This window comes from Streptomyces sp. NPDC041122, from assembly GCF_055592445.1.
The window spans coordinates 107,365-123,182 of sequence record NZ_JBVIYQ010000011.1 but is presented as its reverse complement, the minus strand read 5'-3'; the positions used below and the strand labels follow the sequence as shown (position 1 = coordinate 123,182).

Annotated in this window: 16 protein-coding genes; 9 read left to right on the top strand and 7 right to left on the bottom strand. The window is 73.2% G+C overall.

Features of this window, described 5'->3' with window-relative positions:
* Positions 1 to 60: 60 nt before the first annotated feature.
* Positions 61 to 1,107 carry a 3-isopropylmalate dehydrogenase gene (locus ACZ6B8_RS33585; RefSeq protein WP_471086337.1) on the bottom strand — a complete coding sequence of 349 codons (1,047 nt, stop codon included), beginning with the start codon at positions 1,105 to 1,107 and terminating at the stop codon, positions 61 to 63.
* Positions 1,108 to 1,313: 206 nt separating this feature from the next.
* Here ACZ6B8_RS33585 and ACZ6B8_RS33580 point away from each other — a divergent pair, with 206 nt between their 5' ends.
* Positions 1,314 to 2,906 carry a purple acid phosphatase family protein gene (locus ACZ6B8_RS33580; protein WP_471609633.1) on the top strand — a complete coding sequence of 531 codons (1,593 nt, stop codon included), beginning with the start codon at positions 1,314 to 1,316 and terminating at the stop codon, positions 2,904 to 2,906.
* On the opposite strand, the gene ACZ6B8_RS33575 is transcribed toward ACZ6B8_RS33580, so the two are convergent.
* Both ACZ6B8_RS33575 and ACZ6B8_RS33570 read right to left on the bottom strand, forming a co-directional pair.
* A complete protein-coding gene (locus tag ACZ6B8_RS33575; RefSeq protein ID WP_355811527.1) occupies positions 2,900 to 3,028 on the bottom strand; it encodes a hypothetical protein in 129 nt (42 codons plus the stop codon). The two genes, ACZ6B8_RS33580 and ACZ6B8_RS33575, sit on opposite strands and share 7 nt — an antisense overlap.
* 271 nt (positions 3,029 to 3,299) lie before the next feature.
* Complete coding sequence (locus ACZ6B8_RS33570) at positions 3,300 to 3,848, bottom strand: GNAT family N-acetyltransferase (RefSeq protein WP_471086330.1); 549 nt, start codon at positions 3,846 to 3,848, stop codon at positions 3,300 to 3,302.
* A gap of 76 nt (positions 3,849 to 3,924) precedes the next feature.
* On the opposite strand from ACZ6B8_RS33570, the gene ACZ6B8_RS33565 reads away from it, so the two are divergent.
* From ACZ6B8_RS33565 to ACZ6B8_RS33550, 4 genes are all read left to right on the top strand, one after another.
* Positions 3,925 to 4,539, top strand: coding sequence for a CDP-alcohol phosphatidyltransferase family protein (locus ACZ6B8_RS33565; RefSeq protein WP_471086327.1), 615 nt, complete (start codon positions 3,925 to 3,927; stop codon positions 4,537 to 4,539).
* Entirely contained in the window at positions 4,536 to 5,399 is an 864-nt protein-coding gene (locus ACZ6B8_RS33560) for a phosphatidate cytidylyltransferase (protein WP_471609632.1), read from the top strand. Before ACZ6B8_RS33565 ends, ACZ6B8_RS33560 begins: the two co-directional genes overlap by 4 nt.
* A gap of 26 nt (positions 5,400 to 5,425) precedes the next feature.
* On the top strand, positions 5,426 to 6,616 hold the full coding sequence (locus ACZ6B8_RS33555) for a lysophospholipid acyltransferase family protein (protein WP_471609631.1): 1,191 nt from the start codon (positions 5,426 to 5,428) through the stop codon (positions 6,614 to 6,616).
* Positions 6,617 to 6,697: 81 nt separating this feature from the next.
* Positions 6,698 to 7,405, top strand: coding sequence for a nitroreductase family protein (locus tag ACZ6B8_RS33550; RefSeq protein WP_471086318.1), 708 nt, complete (start codon positions 6,698 to 6,700; stop codon positions 7,403 to 7,405).
* Here the strand turns inward: ACZ6B8_RS33550 and ACZ6B8_RS33545 are convergent.
* Positions 7,384 to 8,502 carry an alkene reductase gene (locus ACZ6B8_RS33545; RefSeq protein ID WP_471086315.1) on the bottom strand — a complete coding sequence of 373 codons (1,119 nt, stop codon included), beginning with the start codon at positions 8,500 to 8,502 and terminating at the stop codon, positions 7,384 to 7,386. The two genes, ACZ6B8_RS33550 and ACZ6B8_RS33545, sit on opposite strands and share 22 nt — an antisense overlap.
* Before the next feature lie 55 nt (positions 8,503 to 8,557).
* On the opposite strand from ACZ6B8_RS33545, the gene ACZ6B8_RS33540 reads away from it, so the two are divergent.
* A complete protein-coding gene (locus ACZ6B8_RS33540) occupies positions 8,558 to 8,923 on the top strand; it encodes a MerR family transcriptional regulator (RefSeq protein WP_471086312.1) in 366 nt (121 codons plus the stop codon).
* A gap of 192 nt (positions 8,924 to 9,115) precedes the next feature.
* On the top strand, positions 9,116 to 10,030 hold the full coding sequence (bla, locus tag ACZ6B8_RS33535; RefSeq protein ID WP_471086309.1) for a class A beta-lactamase: 915 nt from the start codon (positions 9,116 to 9,118) through the stop codon (positions 10,028 to 10,030).
* A gap of 87 nt (positions 10,031 to 10,117) precedes the next feature.
* Here bla and pruA read toward each other — a convergent pair whose 3' ends face one another.
* Positions 10,118 to 11,749: an L-glutamate gamma-semialdehyde dehydrogenase gene (pruA, locus tag ACZ6B8_RS33530; protein WP_471609630.1), complete on the bottom strand. Its 1,632-nt coding sequence runs from the start codon at positions 11,747 to 11,749 to the stop codon at positions 10,118 to 10,120.
* A gap of 40 nt (positions 11,750 to 11,789) precedes the next feature.
* Complete coding sequence (locus ACZ6B8_RS33525) at positions 11,790 to 12,716, bottom strand: proline dehydrogenase family protein (RefSeq protein ID WP_471086303.1); 927 nt, start codon at positions 12,714 to 12,716, stop codon at positions 11,790 to 11,792.
* 162 nt (positions 12,717 to 12,878) lie between these two features.
* On the opposite strand from ACZ6B8_RS33525, the gene ACZ6B8_RS33520 reads away from it, so the two are divergent.
* Complete coding sequence (locus ACZ6B8_RS33520) at positions 12,879 to 14,084, top strand: PucR family transcriptional regulator (protein WP_471609629.1); 1,206 nt, start codon at positions 12,879 to 12,881, stop codon at positions 14,082 to 14,084.
* A gap of 43 nt (positions 14,085 to 14,127) precedes the next feature.
* Here ACZ6B8_RS33520 and ACZ6B8_RS33515 read toward each other — a convergent pair whose 3' ends face one another.
* A complete protein-coding gene (locus tag ACZ6B8_RS33515) occupies positions 14,128 to 14,721 on the bottom strand; it encodes a TetR/AcrR family transcriptional regulator (RefSeq protein WP_471609628.1) in 594 nt (197 codons plus the stop codon).
* 141 nt (positions 14,722 to 14,862) lie between these two features.
* Between ACZ6B8_RS33515 and ACZ6B8_RS33510 the strand changes: the two genes are divergently transcribed.
* Positions 14,863 to 15,780 carry an alpha/beta fold hydrolase gene (locus ACZ6B8_RS33510; protein WP_471609627.1) on the top strand — a complete coding sequence of 306 codons (918 nt, stop codon included), beginning with the start codon at positions 14,863 to 14,865 and terminating at the stop codon, positions 15,778 to 15,780.
* Positions 15,781 to 15,818 lie beyond the last annotated feature (38 nt).

Sequence of the window (15,818 nt, the reverse complement as noted above, 5' to 3'; positions counted from 1 at the left end):
AAGCCGCCGGGCGTCTTGCGCGACCCGGCGGCTTCTGTCTGACGTTCGAACTGCCGGGTGTCAGCCCGCCACGCGTACGGCGAGCGCGTCGCCGATCTGCTCGGTGCTGCGCACCGTGTCGCCGCGCTCGGCGAGGTCCGCGGCGACCGCGTCCTCGATGCGGACGGCCTCCGCCTCGTACCCGAGGTGGCGCAGCAGGAGTCCGACGGAGAGGACCGTCGCCGTGGGGTCGGCCTTGCCCTGGCCTGCGATGTCCGGCGCCGAGCCGTGCACCGGCTCGAACATGGACGGGAACTCCCGGCTCGGGTTGATGTTCCCGGAGGCCGCGACGCCGATGCCGCCGGAGACGGCCGCGGCGAGGTCGGTGACGATGTCGCCGAAGAGGTTGTCGGTGACGATCACGTCGAAGCGGGCCGGGTCGGTGACGAGGTAGATCGTCGCGGCGTCGACGTGGATGTAGTCGGTGGTGACCTCGGGGAACTCCTCGGCCACCTTGTTGAAGGTGTTCGTCCAGAGGTGTCCGGCGTAGGTCAGCACGTTGTTCTTGTGGACCAGCGTCAGCTTCTTGCGCGGGCGGGCCTGGGCCCGCGCGAAGGCGTCGCGGACCACGCGCTCCACGCCGAAGGCGGTGTTGACCGAGACCTCGGTGGCGACCTCGTGCGGGGTGCCGGTGCGGATGGTGCCGCCGTTGCCCGTGTACGGGCCTTCGGTGCCCTCGCGCACGACGACGAAGTCGATCTCCGGCTGTCCCGCGAGCGGGGTCGCGACACCCGGGAGCAGCTTCGACGGCCGCAGGTTGACGTGGTGGTCGAAGAGGAAGCGGAGCTTCAGCAGAAAGCCGCGCTCCAGGACGCCGGACGGCACCGAGGGGTCGCCGATCGCGCCGAGGAGGATCGCGTCGTGCTGCTGGAGAGCGGCCGCGTCGGCGTCGGTGAGGGTCTCACCCGTGGCGTGGTACCGCTTGGCGCCGAAGTCGAATTCCTCCGTCTCCAGCTTCACGTCCTGCGGAAGGACGGCATTGAGGACCTTGAGCCCCTGGGCCACGACCTCTGGGCCGATGCCGTCTCCGGGGATGACTGCGAGATTGATGCTGCGACTGGCCGACATGCCGGCAGCCTACTCGCCGTCCCACGGGATGACATGCTCCGTCCGGCATGTGGACAGCGCGGATGCCCCGTCGGGAGCGCTCCGGAGGGTTTCGGCCGATCGGCGCGCGCGCCCGTGCGGTGGGTCGTACGGGCGCCATCGGCCCGACACCCCGTCTTCACCCGAGCGTGGGCGAGGAGTTGGGGTTCCCTGGGAACTTTCCCGGCATGGACACACCCGACGTCGGTATCCCGGAACGGCTCGCGGCCCGTATGAGCATGCCCGAGCAGCACGCGTATCTGCGCGGGAAGCTCTCCCGCCGCCGGGTGCTCGCCGGTTCGTTCGCGGCGGCCGGGGCGGCGGGCGGCGCGGGGCTGCTCGCGGGCAGTTCGGGCACCGCGAGCGGCGCGGGCTCCCCCGTGGCGGCGTCGGTCACCGCGCCCCGCACGCCGGTGCGCGTCGACGGCCGGCACGTGGCGCCCTTCGGGCGGCATCTCGCCTTCGGCGCCGACCCGAGGACGCAGATGCGGATCTCCTGGCAGGTGCCGCTCGCGGTGCGGTCGCCGTACGTACGGGTGGGCACGCGGCCCTGGGAGCTGGGCCGGAAGATCGAGGCGGAGGTGCGCGACCTGCACACGCCGTCGCTCTCGAAGAAGCTGCCGGCGGTCGAGCAGTACTACCTGCACGCCGCGCTCGACGGCCTCACGCCCGGCACCACGTACTACTACGGCGTCGGCCACGACGGCTTCGACCCGGCGGCGCCGGAGCGGACGGCCACGGTCGGCTCGTTCAGGACCGCGCCCGCGCGGCCGGAGAACTTCGTCTTCACCGCCTTCGGCGACCAGGGCGTCAGCGCGCACGCCCTCGCCAACGACCAGCTGATCCTGGGCCAGAACCCGGCCTTCCATCTGCACGCGGGCGACCTCTGCTACGCGGACACCACCGGGCACGGCAAGGAGACGGACACCTACGACGCGCGCGTGTGGGACACCTTCCTCGCGCAGACCGAGTCGGTGGCGCGGCAGGTGCCGTGGATGGTGACCACCGGCAACCACGACATGGAGGCGTGGTACTCGCCGAACGGGTACGGCGGGCAGTACGCCCGCTGGTCGCTGCCCGGGAACGGCTTCGACCCGAAGCTCGCGCCGGGCGTCTACTCCTTCCGGTACGGGAACGTCGGGGTCGTCGCGCTCGACGCCAACGACGTCTCGTACGAGATACCCGCCAACCGCGGTTACACGGACGGCCGGCAGACCGCCTGGCTCGGCCGGCGGCTGCGGGAGCTGCGCACGGATCCGGCCGTGGACTTCGTGGTGGTCTTCTTCCACCACTGCGCCTACTCGACGTCGACGCACGCCTCCGACGGCGGGGTGCGCGACGCGTGGCTGGAGCTGTTCACCCGGTACCAGGTGGACCTGGTGGTGAACGGCCACAACCACGTCTACGAACGCACCGACGCCATCAGGGACGGCGAGGTCGGCAGGCCCGTGCCGGTCGGCGCGTCGACCGATCCGACGCGCGACGGCATCGTGTACGTCACCGCGGGCGGCGCGGGCAAGGACCTGTACGGCTTCGGTCCCGGGGTGAAGGACAGCTACGAGGGCCACGTCCACGATCACGACCATGTCGCGACCTTCCACTGGACGAGGTCCCGGCGGCCCGACCCGGACACCGTGGAGTGGTCACGGGTGCGCTACACCGGCCATTCGTTCCTCGCGGTGGAGGTGACGGCCGGGGCCCACCCAAAACTCTCGGTCTCCGCGCTCGCCGGGACCGGCGAACGCATCGACCATTTCGAGGTGGTCCGCGCGGGTCAGTGACCCGTCTCGCCGCCGTTGTCCCTGCGGTCGAGGGCGCGCTGGAGGGCGGCGGCGGCGTTCTTGCGCTCGGAATCGGTGGTGCGGGAGACGTGACGGACTCGGCGGGCGGTCGTCTCGGCCATGGGAGATCCACTCCTTGAGGGAAGGGTGCGTTTCGAGACTCCCCCACTGCGTGCGGCGTGGGGGCACCCCCAACGAGGCGGGGAGCAACGGAGCGGCAGGGTTCGCCTGCGCGAGGCTCCGGCTCACGGCCGCCATTCGCTTGATCGAGCGAGGCGTTCGGCTTCTACCAAGCTAAGGGAGGACGGAGCGTCTGTCTCCACGATTACTCGGACTTCCTACTATCTGAGACGGAGGCCACCCGGGGCGGGGGCGGGCGTCTCACCAGACGCGTCAGTAGACGTCCCCGTCCCGCCAGTCGATGAGGAACTCGTGTGCCGGGTCGAGGTCCGCGCCCCAGAGGAGCGGCGGCTCCTCCTCCGGCAGGTGGACGACACCGGAGGGGCCGAGCGCGCCGACCGCGCCCGTCCACTCCCGCCAGCCGCGCCCGAGGTAGAGCCGCGACCCCTCGTCGGAAGCGGAGAGCGCGCCCAGTTCGTACGCCCTGTCGATGACGCGCTCCAGGGCGCCCATCACCTGGCCGCCCAGCCCCTGCCGCTGCCGGTCGGGGCGGACGGCGACCGCTTCGACGTATCCGATGCGCCAGGAACGGCCGGCGTGCAAGACCCGGCGCTGGACCACCGCGCCGTGCGCGACGAGGGCGCCGGTCCCGTCGTGGATCAGGGCGTGCATGCCGCCGAGGCCGTGCTCCCAGTCGTGGTCGCCGAAGTCCCCGTCGAAGGCCTCGTCCATCAGCTCGCGCGCGGCGCGCAGTTCGGCCGGCGACAGATCGCTGGTGTGGGCGGTGCGCAGGGGATTCACGGTGCCGTGCGAGGAGTTCACGTCCTCACCGTACTCAGCCCGCAGCTGAGTACGCACCCCGATTCGCCCGGGCCCGGGCGGCGGCAGAGTCGGTGCCATGAACGGTCTCTACGCCCTCAAGCCCTGGTACGCGGAGAAGTTGTCCGGCGTGCGGGCCGCGCTCGTCCGGCGCGCGGTGTCACCGGACGCCCTCACGCTGGCGGGCGTGGTCTGTGCGGCGGGCGCCGCCGCCGCGCTGGCCCTGCTGCCCTTCGGCTGGTCGGCGCCGCCGGTCGCCGTGCTGCTCGCCGCCCGCCTCGCCTTCGCCAACCTCGACGGCGCGCTGGCCCGGGACACGGGCCGTACGACCCGCAGGGGCGCGCTGCTCAACGAACTGGGCGACCGGGCGGCCGACTTGGCCGTCCTCGCGGGCTTCCTGCCGCTGGCCCCGCTGTGGCTGGTGGCGACGGCGGGCCTGGCGGCGACGTTGCCGTCCTGGGTGTCCCTCGCGGGCGCGGCGGCGGGAGCGGGGCGCCTGAACGGCGGTCCGGTCGGCAAGACGGAGCGCTGCGCACTGGTCGTGCTGGCGGCGGCGTCGGGCTGGAGCACACCCGTCCTCGCGACGGTGGCGGCAGGCTCCGCACTGACGGCGTGCCTGCGACTGGCACGGCTGTGGCGGGAGTTGGGCGCGGGCGCGTCCGTCGAGGCCGCGGCGCCGGGCGGTGCGCGATGAGCGCGGCGGTCCTCGCGGGGGAGGCGGCGGGGCGCGCCCTGCCGGTGGTGGCCGGTGTGCTGGGCGCGGGCGGGGTCGCCGTCGCGGCACTGCCCTGCCGGGTGCGGATGCGGGCGGAGCTGCGCAGGCGGTGGCGGACCTGGGCCCTGTCCGCGCCGCTCTTCCTCGGGGCGTTCTTCCTGGGGCGGGCCGGGGCGTTCGCGCTGGCGGCCGGGCTCGGGGTGGTCGCGGCCGGCGAGTACGCCCGCATGGCGGGGCTGCCCCGGGGCGAGCGCGCGGTGCTCGGGGCGGCGGCCGTGGCGGTGCCCGGCGTCGCGTGGGCCGCGCCCGGCGCCCTCGGGCTGCGGGCGGCCTGTCTGCTCCTGGTCGTCGCCGCCGCGGTCGCGCTCCTCTCCGGTGACACGGAGACCGGCTTCTCGCGCACGTGCCGCACGCTCTTCGGACTCCTGTGGATCCCGGTCCCGCTGAGCGGACTCGTGCTGCTCGGCGACACGGCCGTGGCGGTGGGCGTCGCGGTGGCGTTCGGTGACGTGGGCGCGTGGTGCGGCGGTACGGCGCTCGGCCGCCGTGGGCCGCTGTCCCGCGCGCTGTCACCCCTGTCACCCCACAAGACCTGGGCAGGGGTCGTCGGGGCCGCCGTCGCGACGGGCGCCGCGCTGGCTGCCCTCGGCGCGTTCTCCCTCCTCCTGTGGGCGGCGGTCCTGGTCGGCGGCGTCCTCGGCGACCTCCTGGAGTCGATGGTCAAGCGGGAGGCGGGCGTGAAGGACGCGGGCAGTTGGCTGCCGGGCTTCGGCGGACTCCTCGACCGGATCGACTCGCTGCTGGTGGCGTTGTTGCTGACGATGGCGGTGACACTGTGAATACGAGGACGTCAAGTCCCGGAGCAATGGCGTCCGTTGAGCGGGCTGGCAAACCCCGGCCCTCCCTCGCCGCCGCCCTCCGCCGCGCCCTGTGGTGGACCCTGCTCACCCTCACCGGCGGCGTGGAACGGCGCGGACGGCTCCCGCGCGGCGGCTGCGTGGTCGTCGCCAACCACTCCTCCCACGCCGACACCGCGGCGCTGCTCGCAGCGCTGGACGCCCGCCACTGCCCCGCGATCGGCGCCGCCGCCGACTACTGGTTCGCCTCGCCGTGGCGACGACGGATCTGCAGCCGTCTGGCCGCGGGCTTCCCCGTGCGCCGCACCGGCGGCGGCCTGGACGACCTGCTGTCCCGCACCGCCGAGCTGCGGGCGGGCCGCGCCGTGGTCCTCTTCCCCGAAGGCACCCGCGCGCGCCACGGCGAGCTCGGCTCCTTCCACCGCGGTGCCCTCGTCCTCGCGGAGCACGCGCGCGTGCCGGTCGTTCCGGTGGCCATCGCGGGTACGGACCGGCTGCTGCCCAAGCACGGCAGGCTCCGCCCCGCCCTGGTGCGCGTCGCCATCGGCGCCCCGCTGCCCGCGTCGGCCACCCCGGAGGAGGCCCGCGAGGCGGTGGCCGCGCTGCACCGGCGTACCACCGGCGAACCCCTCGCCGACTCCCGCGCGCGCAAGCGGGTCGCCGCGGTCGCCGGATCCCGCGCGGGCCTCGCGCTCGGTTTCGCGTGGGCCTGCGCGGAGGCGCTCAGCTGGCCGCTGATGCCGGAGCTGTTCCTCGCCGTGGCGTGTGCGGCGGTCCCGCGCCGCGCCCTGAAGCTGTCTCTCGCGGCGCTCGGCGGCAGCCTCGCCGGCGGCCTCCTCGCCCTCCACTTGGCGGCCGCCGGCGTGCAGTTGCCGCAGCCGCTCACCACGGACCGGATGCGGTCGGAGGTACGGCACGAGCTCTCCGCCGAGTCGGCGGCCGCCGTCCGCCACCAGCCCTGGAACGGCATCCCCTTCAAGGTGTACGCACGCGAGGCCGGCCGCGCCGACGTCGCGCCGTCCGCCTGGCTGGCCCGCTCGGCGCTCTCCCGGGGCTCCCGCACCCTCACCGTGGGGCTCGCGTGCGGCGCGTCCGGGTTCCTCGCGCACCGGCTGCGGCGGCTCTACGGGCTGTATCTGGCGCTGCTCGCGGGCGGATTCGCCGCCGGGCTCTCGCTCATCGTGGCGGGGTGGAGCTGATCGGGCCGTTCCGGCCGGCCCAGGGGCCGGAACAGGTCTGCACCATGGCGCGCGGGCCGCCTCCCGACGCAGAATCTGACCATGTCTGAGACCGCGCAGCAAGGACCGTGGACCCCCGTCCACGGCGAGCCCTACCGCTCCGTCCCGTACCGGCCCGCGCGCATGCCCGAGCGCCAATCCCTCGCGCAGGCAGCCGAGTTGCGGGAGCGGATGGACGAACGGCGGACCGTGCGCCAGTTCGCCCCGGACCCGGTGCCCACCCAGGTGGTCCGCGACGCCATCGCCTGCGCCGCGACGGCGCCGTCCGGCGCGCACCAGCAGCCGTGGACGTTCGTCCTCGTCCAGGACCCCGAGATACGCCGCCGCATCCGGGAGGCCGCCGAGCACGAGGAGCAGATCTCCTACGACGGCCGGCTCGGCGAGGAGTGGCTCGCGGCCCTGCGCCCCCTCGGCACGGACGAGGTGAAGCCGCACCTCACCGACGCCCCCGCGCTGATCGTCGTCTTCCAGCAGCGCTACTGGCTGGGTGAGGACGGCACCAAGCACAAGCACTACTACGTCGACGAGTCGGTCGGCATCGCGGTGGGGATGCTGCTCTCCGCGCTGCACCTGTCCGGCCTGGCCGCGCTGATCCACACGCCGAGCCCGATGCGGTTCCTGCGGGAGGTGCTGGGCCGCCCGGAGAACGAGAAGGCGTTCGCGGTGATCCCGGTGGGCTACCCGGCGCCGGACTGCCGGGTCCCCGACCTCGTGCGCAAGTCGCTCGATCAGGTGCTCGTGGAGGTCTGAGCGGCGACCAGCACGTCCGTCAGCGCCGGGTAGTCGGTGTAGCCCTCGGCGCCGTGCGTGTACAGGTGGGCCTCGTCGATCTCCTGGAGGGGCGCGCCCACCGCGAGGCGCTCGGGCAGGTCGGGGTTGGAGATGAACGCCCGCCCGTACGAGACGAGGTCGGCGAGGCCCGACGCGAGCACCGCCTCGCCCGCCTCCCTCGTCGTCGGCTCGCCGTTCTCGCCGACGTTGCCGATGAGCAGGCCGTGCCAGTGGGGGCGCAGGTCGGCGAGGGCCGGGTAGCGGTCGTTGTCGGTGAGGTGGAGGTAGGCGAGGCCGAGGCCGTCGATCTCGTCGAGCAGCGCGCGGTAGACGGGTCCCGGGTCGGCCTCCGCCATGCCGAACTGCGGATTGCCGGGCGAGAGGCGCAGGCCGAGCCGTTCGGCGCCGATGGCGTCGGCGGTGGCGCGGACGACCTCGACGGCGAAGCGGATGCGGTCGGCGATGGATCCCCTGCCGTACGCGTCGTCGCGGAGGTTGGTGTTGTCCGCGAGGAACTGGTGGATCAAGTAGCTGTTGGCGCCGTGCAGTTCGACCCCGTCGAAACCGGCGGCGACGGCGTTGCGGGCGGCGTCCGCGAAGTCCTGGACGGCCGTGCGGATGTCGTCGGGGGTCATCTCGCGCGGGGCGACGTAGTCGGGCTTGGTGCCGTCCGGGCCGTGCGCGTGGCCGGGCGGGGTCACCGCGGAGGGGGCGAGGGGCAGGTCGCCGTCGATGCGGGCCAGCGGGTGACCGTTGCGGCCGCCGTGCATCAGCTGGGCGTAGATCCGGCCGCCCGCGGCGTGCACCGCGTCGGTGACGCGCCGCCAGCCCTTGATGTGCGCGATCGTCTGGAGCCCCGGGTAGCGCCAGCCGCTCTGGCCCCGGCTGCTGGGCCAGATGCCCTCGGTGACGATGAGGCCCGCGCTCGCGCGCTGGGCGTAGTGGTCGGCGACGACGGGCAGCGGGGTGCCGTCCTCGGCGGCGCGGGCGCGGGTCATGGGGGCCATGACGACGCGGTTGGCGAGGAGGCCGAGGGGGCCTGCGGAATACGGGGCGAGAAGCGTTGTGTTCGTCATGCCGGAAAGGTAGAACCTGACACCGGTGTGAATTTCAAGCGCGGAGGTCGCGGGCATGAGGATCGGCGAGCTGGCGAAGCGTACCGCTGTGAGCGAGCGGTCCCTGCGCTACTACGAGCAGCAGGGCCTGCTGTACGCGGACCGGACGCCGGGCGGCCACCGCGACTACCCGGAGGCCGCGGTCGACCGGGTCGTGCACATCCAGGAGCTGTTCGCGGCGGGCCTGTGCAGCAGCAAGATCGTCCAACTGCTCCCGTGCATGCGGGACAAGGACGGAGGTCCGTCCGAGAAGGCGACGCCGTGGCTGGTCGACGAGCTGACCGAGGAGCGCGCGAGGATCGACCGCCAGGTGGCGGACCTGCTGCGGGCCAGGGACGTGCTGGACGAGGTGATCACCGCGGCGTCGGCCGACAGCCGGTGAACTCCCGAGGGCGAAGACGGACTTCCCGCCCGGCCGGACTGGACCACGTGCCCGTGCGGGCAAGCCCTGTCGCCCGTACGGGCACGTCTTCCGCCGGGACGGGCAAGCCGTCCGCCCGAACAGACGGGCCCCCGGCCCGAGCCCGCGGCCGGCCCTCCCGTCCCGGGAGGCGCCCCCGGTACGGTCGGGATCATGACCTCGACTCCCTCCCGCAGAACGCTCCTGGGAGCCGCCGCCGCGGCCCCCGCGCTCCTCTCGGTCTCCGGCGCCGCCCGCGCGGCGGGCGCACCGGCCGCCGGCCCCGGCGCCACCTCCCCCGATGTGCACCGCCGCCTGCGCGACCTCGAAAAGGGCTACCCCGGCCGTATCGGCGTCCACGCGCTGCACACCGGCACCGGCGCCACTGTCGGCTACCGCGCTCATGAACTCTTCGCCCTCGCCTCGACGTTCAAGGTGCTGGCCGGTGCGGCCGTCCTGCGCAGGGCGCGCGAGCAGGAGCCGGGCCTGCTCGACGTCCTGGTCCGCTACGGACCCGACGACCTCGTCGAGTACTCGCCGCGCGCCGAAATGCACCTCGCGACCGGCATGACCGTACGGGAGCTGTGCGACGCGGCCATCACCTACAGCGACAACAGCGCCGCCAACCTGGTGCTGCGGCGGATCGGCGGCCCGTCCGGCATCACCGGGTTCGCGCGCTCCCTCGGCGACTCCCGCACCCGCCTCGACCGGTGGGAGACCGACCTGAACACCAACATCCCCGGCGACCGCCGGGACACGACGACGCCCGCCGCGATGACAGCGAACCTGCACAAGCTCGTCGTCGGCGACGCCCTCCACCCGCTCGACCGCGGCCAGTTGACCCGGTGGCTCGTGGAGAACACCACCGGCGACAAGCGGATCCGCGCGGGCCTGCCGAAGGGCTGGCGGGCCGGCGACAAGACCGGCTCGCCCGCGTACGGCGGCGTCAACGACGTCGCGGTGGCCTGGCCGCCCAAGGGCGCGCCCCTGGTGATCTCCGTCTACACGACCCGCCTCGACCCGGACACCCCGGGCGAGGACCGGATCGCCGAGGACATCACCCGGACCGTCGTGGACGCACTCATCTGACCCCGGAGACGACACCGCCTCCGACCGGGGTGGGGCCCAGGTCGGAGGCGGGGTTCAGGAGCGGGCCGCAGGGGCCCGGGGCGGGCGTCAGCCCATGTGCGGGTAGCCGTACTCGGTCGGCGGGACCAGCGTCTCCTTGATGGCGCGGGTCAGCGTCCAGCGCTGGAGGTTCTGCGGGGCGCCGGCCTTGTCGTTGGTGCCGGAGCCGCGGCCACCGCCGAAGGGCTGCTGGCCGACGACGGCGCCGGTCGACTTGTCGTTGATGTAGAAGTTGCCCGCGGCGTAGCGGAGCTTCTCCATCGTGGCCGCGGCGGCCGCGCGGTCGCCCGCGATGACCGAGCCGGTGAGCGCGTAGTCGGAGACCGACTCCATCTGGGCCAGCATCTCGTCGTACTTGTCGTCCTCGTAGACGTGCACGGCGAGGAACGGGCCGAAGTACTCGGTGGTGAAGACCTCGTTGGCCGGGTCGGTGCACTCGACGACGGTCGGGCGCACGAAGTAGCCGACCGAGTCGTCGTACGTGCCGCCGGCGACGATCGTGCAGGTGTCGTCGGACTTGGCGCGGTCGATGGCCGCCTTGTTCTTGGCGAACGCGCGCTCGTCGATGACGGCGCCGATGAAGTTCGACAGGTCGGTGACGTCACCCATCTTGATGCCGTCGACCTCGGCCGCGAACTCCTCCTTGAACCCGTCGTTCCAGATGGACGCCGGGACGTAGGCGCGCGAGGTGGCCGAGCACTTCTGGCCCTGGAACTCGAAGGAGCCGCGGGTCAGCGCGGTCTTCAGGATCGCGCGGTCGGCGCTCGGGTGCGCGACGACGAAGTCCTTGCCGCCCGTCTCGCCGACGAGGCGGGGGTAGGTGCGGTACTTCGTGATGTTCTCGCCGACCGTCTTCCACAGGTGCTGGAAGGTCGGGGTGGAGCCGGTGAAGTGGATGCCGGCCAGGTCGCGGTGGTTCAGGGCGACCTCGGAGACGGCGATGCCGTCACCGGTGACGAGGTTGATGACGCCCTTGGGCAGCCCGGCCTCCTCCAGGAGCTGCATGAGCAGCACGGCGGCGTGGGTCTGCGTCGGGGACGGCTTCCACACGACCACGTTGCCCATCAGGGCCGGGGCGGTGGGGAGGTTGCCCGCGATGGCGGTGAAGTTGAACGGCGTGATCGCGTAGACGAAGCCCTCGAGCGGGCGGTGGTCCAGACGGTTCCAGACGCCGGTCGCGTTGGCCGGGGGCTGCTCGGCGAGCAGGTCACGGGCGTACTTGACGTTGAAGCGCCAGAAGTCGACGAGCTCGCACGGGGTGTCGATCTCGGCCTGCTGGGCGGTCTTGGACTGGCCGAGCATCGTGGAGGCGGCCAGGGTCTCGCGCCAGGTGGTGGAGAGCAGCTCGGCGGCGCGCAGGATGATCGCGGCGCGGTCGTCGAACGACATGGCGCGCCACGCCGGGGCGGCGGCCAGGGCGGCGTCGATCGCGTCCTGGGCGTCCTGCTGAGTGGCGCCGCGGCCGGTGCCGATGACGGACTTGTGGTTGTGCGGCTGCACGACCTGGAAGGGCTCGCCGCCCCCGAGACGCTTCACGCCGCCGATGGTCATCGGCAGCTCGATCGGGTTCTCGGCCAGCTCCTTGAGCTTGGTCTCGAGGCGGGCGCGCTCCGGGGAGCCGGGCGCGTAGCCGTGCACCGGCTCGTTGACCGGCGCGGGGACCTGGGTCACAGCGTCCATGAGTTCCGTATCTCCTTAAGGGGGGTCGGGGGAAGGGAGCTCAGCCCTTGGTGAGGATGGAGCGGCCGAAGAAGAGCAGGTTCGCCGGCTTCTCCGCGAGACGGCGCATGAAGTAGCCGTACCAGTCGGTGCCGTAGGCGGTGTACACGCGCATCCGGTGGCCTTCGGCGGCGAGCCTCAGGTGCTCGTCGCCGCGGATGCCGTACAGCATCTGGAATTCGTACTCGTCCAGTTTGCGCCCGGCGCGGCGCGCGAGCTCCTGGGCGATGGCGATGAGGCGCGGGTCGTGGGACCCGATCATCGGGTATCCCTCGCCCTCCATCAGGATGCGCAGGATACGGACGTACGCCTTGTCGATCTCGGCCTTGTCCTGGTACGCGACCTCGGCGGGCTCTTTGTAGGCCCCCTTCACGATACGCACGCGGCTGCCGTTGCCGGCAAGGCGGCGGGCGTCGGCCTCGGTGCGGAACAGGTAGGCCTGGATGACGCAGCCGGTCTGCGGGAAGTCCTTCCGCAGCTCGTCGTGGATGGCGAACATCGAGTCGAGGGTGGTGTGGTCCTCGGCGTCCAGGGTGACCGTGGTGCCGATGGCGGCGGCGGCCTCGACGACGGGGCGCACGTTGGCGAGGGCCAGCTCGTGGCCGCCCTCCAGCGCCTGGCCGAACATCGACAGCTTCACCGACATCTCGGCCTTGGTGCCGAGGCCGAGGTCCTTCAGGCGGTCGATGAGCGCCAGGTAGGCGTCGCGGGCGTCGTGCGACTGCTCGACGGTGGTGATGTCCTCACCCACGACGTCGAGGGTGACCTCCAGGCCCTTGTCGGCGGCGTCCGCGATGATCGGGACCACCTGGTCGACGCTCTCACCGGCGATGAACCGGGCCACGACCTGCTTGGTGCCGGGAGCCGCCGAGACGAAACGGCGCATCTTGTCGCTGCGTGACGCGGCGAGAATCACGGGACCCAGCACGGGGCACCTCCACGGGTGTACGAAAACGGATGCCTTACCGGCATAGCCCTGTATAGGGAGAATGCGCCGGTACGGCACGGAGAACCACCGTGAAATCTAGGGATCACGCCCGCCGCGAGCCATCGACACCTGTCACGCATCCGTGCCCTGGATCTCAGACAGATGTCTGAAGAAAACCGGGGGCTGCGGGAGAATGGGGTGGTGAAGGGTGACTACCAAGAACTGGTCGACGAGATCTCGGCGCTGCTCGGCGCCCCGGCGACCCTGGAGAACCGCGATTTCGAGCTGATCGCGTTCGGCGCGCACGACGGCGGCGGCGACGGCGACAGCGGCTTCGACGCGTCCGTCCTGGACCCGGTGCGGACCCGTTCGATCCTGACCCGCCGGTCCACGGCCGAGGTCCGCTCCTGGTTCGAGAGCTTCGGCATCACCCGCGCGACGACGCCCGTCCGCATCCCGCCCACCCCGGAGGCGGGCGTCTACCGGGGGCGCGTCTGCCTCCCCGTACGCCATCGGGGGTTCGCCCTCGGATACGTGTGGCTGCTCGACGACGACCCGGGCCCGAGCGAGCACCAGCTGGCCGCCGCCATGGAGGTGGCCACCCGGATCGGCGCGCTGCTGGCCGACGAGGCGCAGGCGGGCGCCGACCTGACCCGGGAGTTCCGGGCGGTCCTGACGGCCGAGCGGGGCTGGCAGCGGGACATGGCGGTGGCCGCCCTGCGCACGGCGCTCGGCGCGCGGGGCGACGGCCTGCACGCGGTGGTGTGCGTGGCGCCGTGGCGCTCGGCGGACCCGGACGACGCCCCCGCTGCCCGTACGGTGCCGGGCGCGGCGGCGGTCTGCACGGTGCCGTGGGGCACGACCGCGCAGTCGCTCGCGGCCCTGGTCCGGCTGCGCTCGGCCGACGCGCTCTCCCCCGCGCACACGGCGGCGACCCGCCTCCTCGACGCGGCGCCGGGCGCCGCGGCGGGCATCGCGGGGGCCCGGCAGGGTCTGGAGGACCTGGGGGCGGCGTGGTGGGAGGCGTCGGGGGCGGCGCGCGCGGCGCTGGCGGAGCGGCGGTTCGCGCCGGTGGCGCAGTGGTCGGACGTGGGCCCCTACCGCCTGCTGACCGCGCTGCCCCCGGAGGCGGCGCACGACCCGGTGGCCCGGCAGCTCCTGGGCCCGGCCCACCGTGAACTGGCGCGCACCGCCGAGGTGTTCCTCGACTGCGCGGGTCAGGCGGGCCGCGCGGCGGCGGAGCTGGGCATCCACCGCCAGACCCTCTACTACCGCCTCTCGCGCGTGGAACAGCTCACCGGCCTGGACCTGGACGACGGCGAGGACCGGCTGCTCCTGCACATGGTGCTGAAGTCGTCGCGACTGTAAGGCCGTTCAGGCTGCACACGAAGGCGGACCGACGGCGCCGGCGCTACCCGGGCGCGGACGTCACCGCATGTGACAGCGCGTCGAGGGTCACGCCCACGACGGCCCGGAGCCGCGCCGGGCTCGCCCCTGCCCTGCTCATGACGGCGAGGGACTGGTTCACGGCGGCCACATGCTCGGCGAAGGCGTCGGCGTCGCGGTCGGCCAGCCGGCCCGCCTTCAGGGCGGCGCGCAGCCGCGCGCGCTGGAAGCCCAGCGCCTCCTTGGCGCGGGCAGCGACGCGTTCGCTCAGCACCGGGACGGCCATGACCGACTGGGCGATCAGGCAGCCGTCCGGCAGTGCGGAGTCGGCGATACGGGCGAGGGTGACGTCGAAGAACGCGCGGACGGCCGCCGAAGGGTCCGGGGCCGCACCCGACAGGGCGGCGTCGTACTTCTCGCCGTAGCGCGCGGCGTAGCGATCCAGGCAGCGCAGGAAGAGCGCGTCCTTGCCGCCGAGCGAGGAGTAGATGGAGCTGCGGTTCAGACCGGTCGCCCGGGACAGGTCGTCCAGCGAGGTGTCGGCGTAGCCCGCCCGCCAGAACTGGACCATCGCGGCGTCCAGCGCGGTGTCCATGTCGAACTGCTTCTTGCCTGCCACGTGGCACTTCCTTGCCGGTGTGTCGGTGTCCGTGTCGTGCCCACGCAGTCCGCGCGGCGCCCCGCCATCCTATCTTGAACCGATCAGTTCAAGATGTGTTAGCGTCCGAGCCCCGAGCCCCCACCACCGCTGGAGGTCCTCGTGACCAACCCCACCCCCGAACTGCCCCTGCACCACGTGGCAGGGTTCGCGCACCGCTGGGTCGACGCCGACGGCGTCCGCCTGCACGCCGTCGAGGGCGGCAGGACGACCGGCCCCGCCGTCGTCCTGCTCGCCGGATTCCCGCAGACCTGGTGGGCCTGGCGCAAGGTCATGCCCGCCCTCGCCGGCCGGTTCCGCGTCATCGCCCTCGACCTGCCGGGCCAGGGCCACTCCGAGCGCCCGGAGCGCGGCTACGACACGCACACGGTCGCCGCGCACGTCCGCGCCGCCCTGCGAGCCCTGGAGGTGTCGGCCTACTGGCTGGCCGCCCACGACGTCGGCGCCTGGGTGGCGTTCTCGCTCGCCCTGACCCACGAGGACCGACCGCGCGAGCCCGGCCTGCGCGGGGTCGCCCTGCTCGACGCCGGGATCCCCGGCATCACCCTCCCCGAGGCGATCCCCACCGACCCCGACCGGGCGTGGAAGACCTGGCACTTCGCGTTCCACCTGGTGCCCGACCTGCCCGAGACGCTGCTCGCCGGCCGCGAACGGGAGTACGTGGCCTGGCTCCTGCGGATGAAGTCCCTCTCCCCCGACACCTTCGAGGACGCCGAGATCGACTATTACGCGGCGGCCCTCGCGGCCGACGGCGGCCTCCGCGCCTCCCTCGCCTACTACCGTGCGGCCGCCGAGTCGGCGCGCGGGAACCACGAGGCGCTGGGGCGGCGGCACCTGACCGTGCCCGTCCTCGGGATCTCCGGCAGCCACGGCTCCATCCCGGACATGGCGGCCTCCCTCGACCCGTGGGCCGACCGCACCACGGGAGTCGTCGTGCCGGACGCCGGCCACTTCCTCCCCGACGAACAGCCCGAAGCGGTCGCCGCGGCCCTGGCCGACTTCATCCGCGACGGCGCCTGACGTCGCGAACACCCGCCCGGACGGTCACACCTGCGTAA

Excerpts from the sequence above, each read along its gene's own strand:
- ACZ6B8_RS33540 (WP_471086312.1), top strand. The coding sequence starts at position 8,558 with ATGAGGATCGGCGAGCTGGCGAAGCGTACCGCTGTGAGCGAGCGGTCC.
- pruA (WP_471609630.1), bottom strand. The coding sequence starts at position 11,749 with ATGGACGCTGTGACCCAGGTCCCCGCGCCGGTCAACGAGCCGGTGCAC.
- ACZ6B8_RS33580 (WP_471609633.1), top strand. The coding sequence starts at position 1,314 with ATGGACACACCCGACGTCGGTATCCCGGAACGGCTCGCGGCCCGTATG.
- ACZ6B8_RS33520 (WP_471609629.1), top strand. The coding sequence starts at position 12,879 with ATGTCTGAAGAAAACCGGGGGCTGCGGGAGAATGGGGTGGTGAAGGGT.
- ACZ6B8_RS33565 (WP_471086327.1), top strand. The coding sequence starts at position 3,925 with ATGAACGGTCTCTACGCCCTCAAGCCCTGGTACGCGGAGAAGTTGTCC.
- ACZ6B8_RS33585 (WP_471086337.1), bottom strand. The coding sequence starts at position 1,107 with ATGTCGGCCAGTCGCAGCATCAATCTCGCAGTCATCCCCGGAGACGGC.
- ACZ6B8_RS33545 (WP_471086315.1), bottom strand. The coding sequence starts at position 8,502 with ATGACGAACACAACGCTTCTCGCCCCGTATTCCGCAGGCCCCCTCGGC.
- ACZ6B8_RS33560 (WP_471609632.1), top strand. The coding sequence starts at position 4,536 with ATGAGCGCGGCGGTCCTCGCGGGGGAGGCGGCGGGGCGCGCCCTGCCG.
- ACZ6B8_RS33555 (WP_471609631.1), top strand. The coding sequence starts at position 5,426 with ATGGCGTCCGTTGAGCGGGCTGGCAAACCCCGGCCCTCCCTCGCCGCC.
- ACZ6B8_RS33550 (WP_471086318.1), top strand. The coding sequence starts at position 6,698 with ATGTCTGAGACCGCGCAGCAAGGACCGTGGACCCCCGTCCACGGCGAG.
- ACZ6B8_RS33575 (WP_355811527.1), bottom strand. The coding sequence starts at position 3,028 with ATGGCCGAGACGACCGCCCGCCGAGTCCGTCACGTCTCCCGCACCACC.
- bla (WP_471086309.1), top strand. The coding sequence starts at position 9,116 with ATGACCTCGACTCCCTCCCGCAGAACGCTCCTGGGAGCCGCCGCCGCG.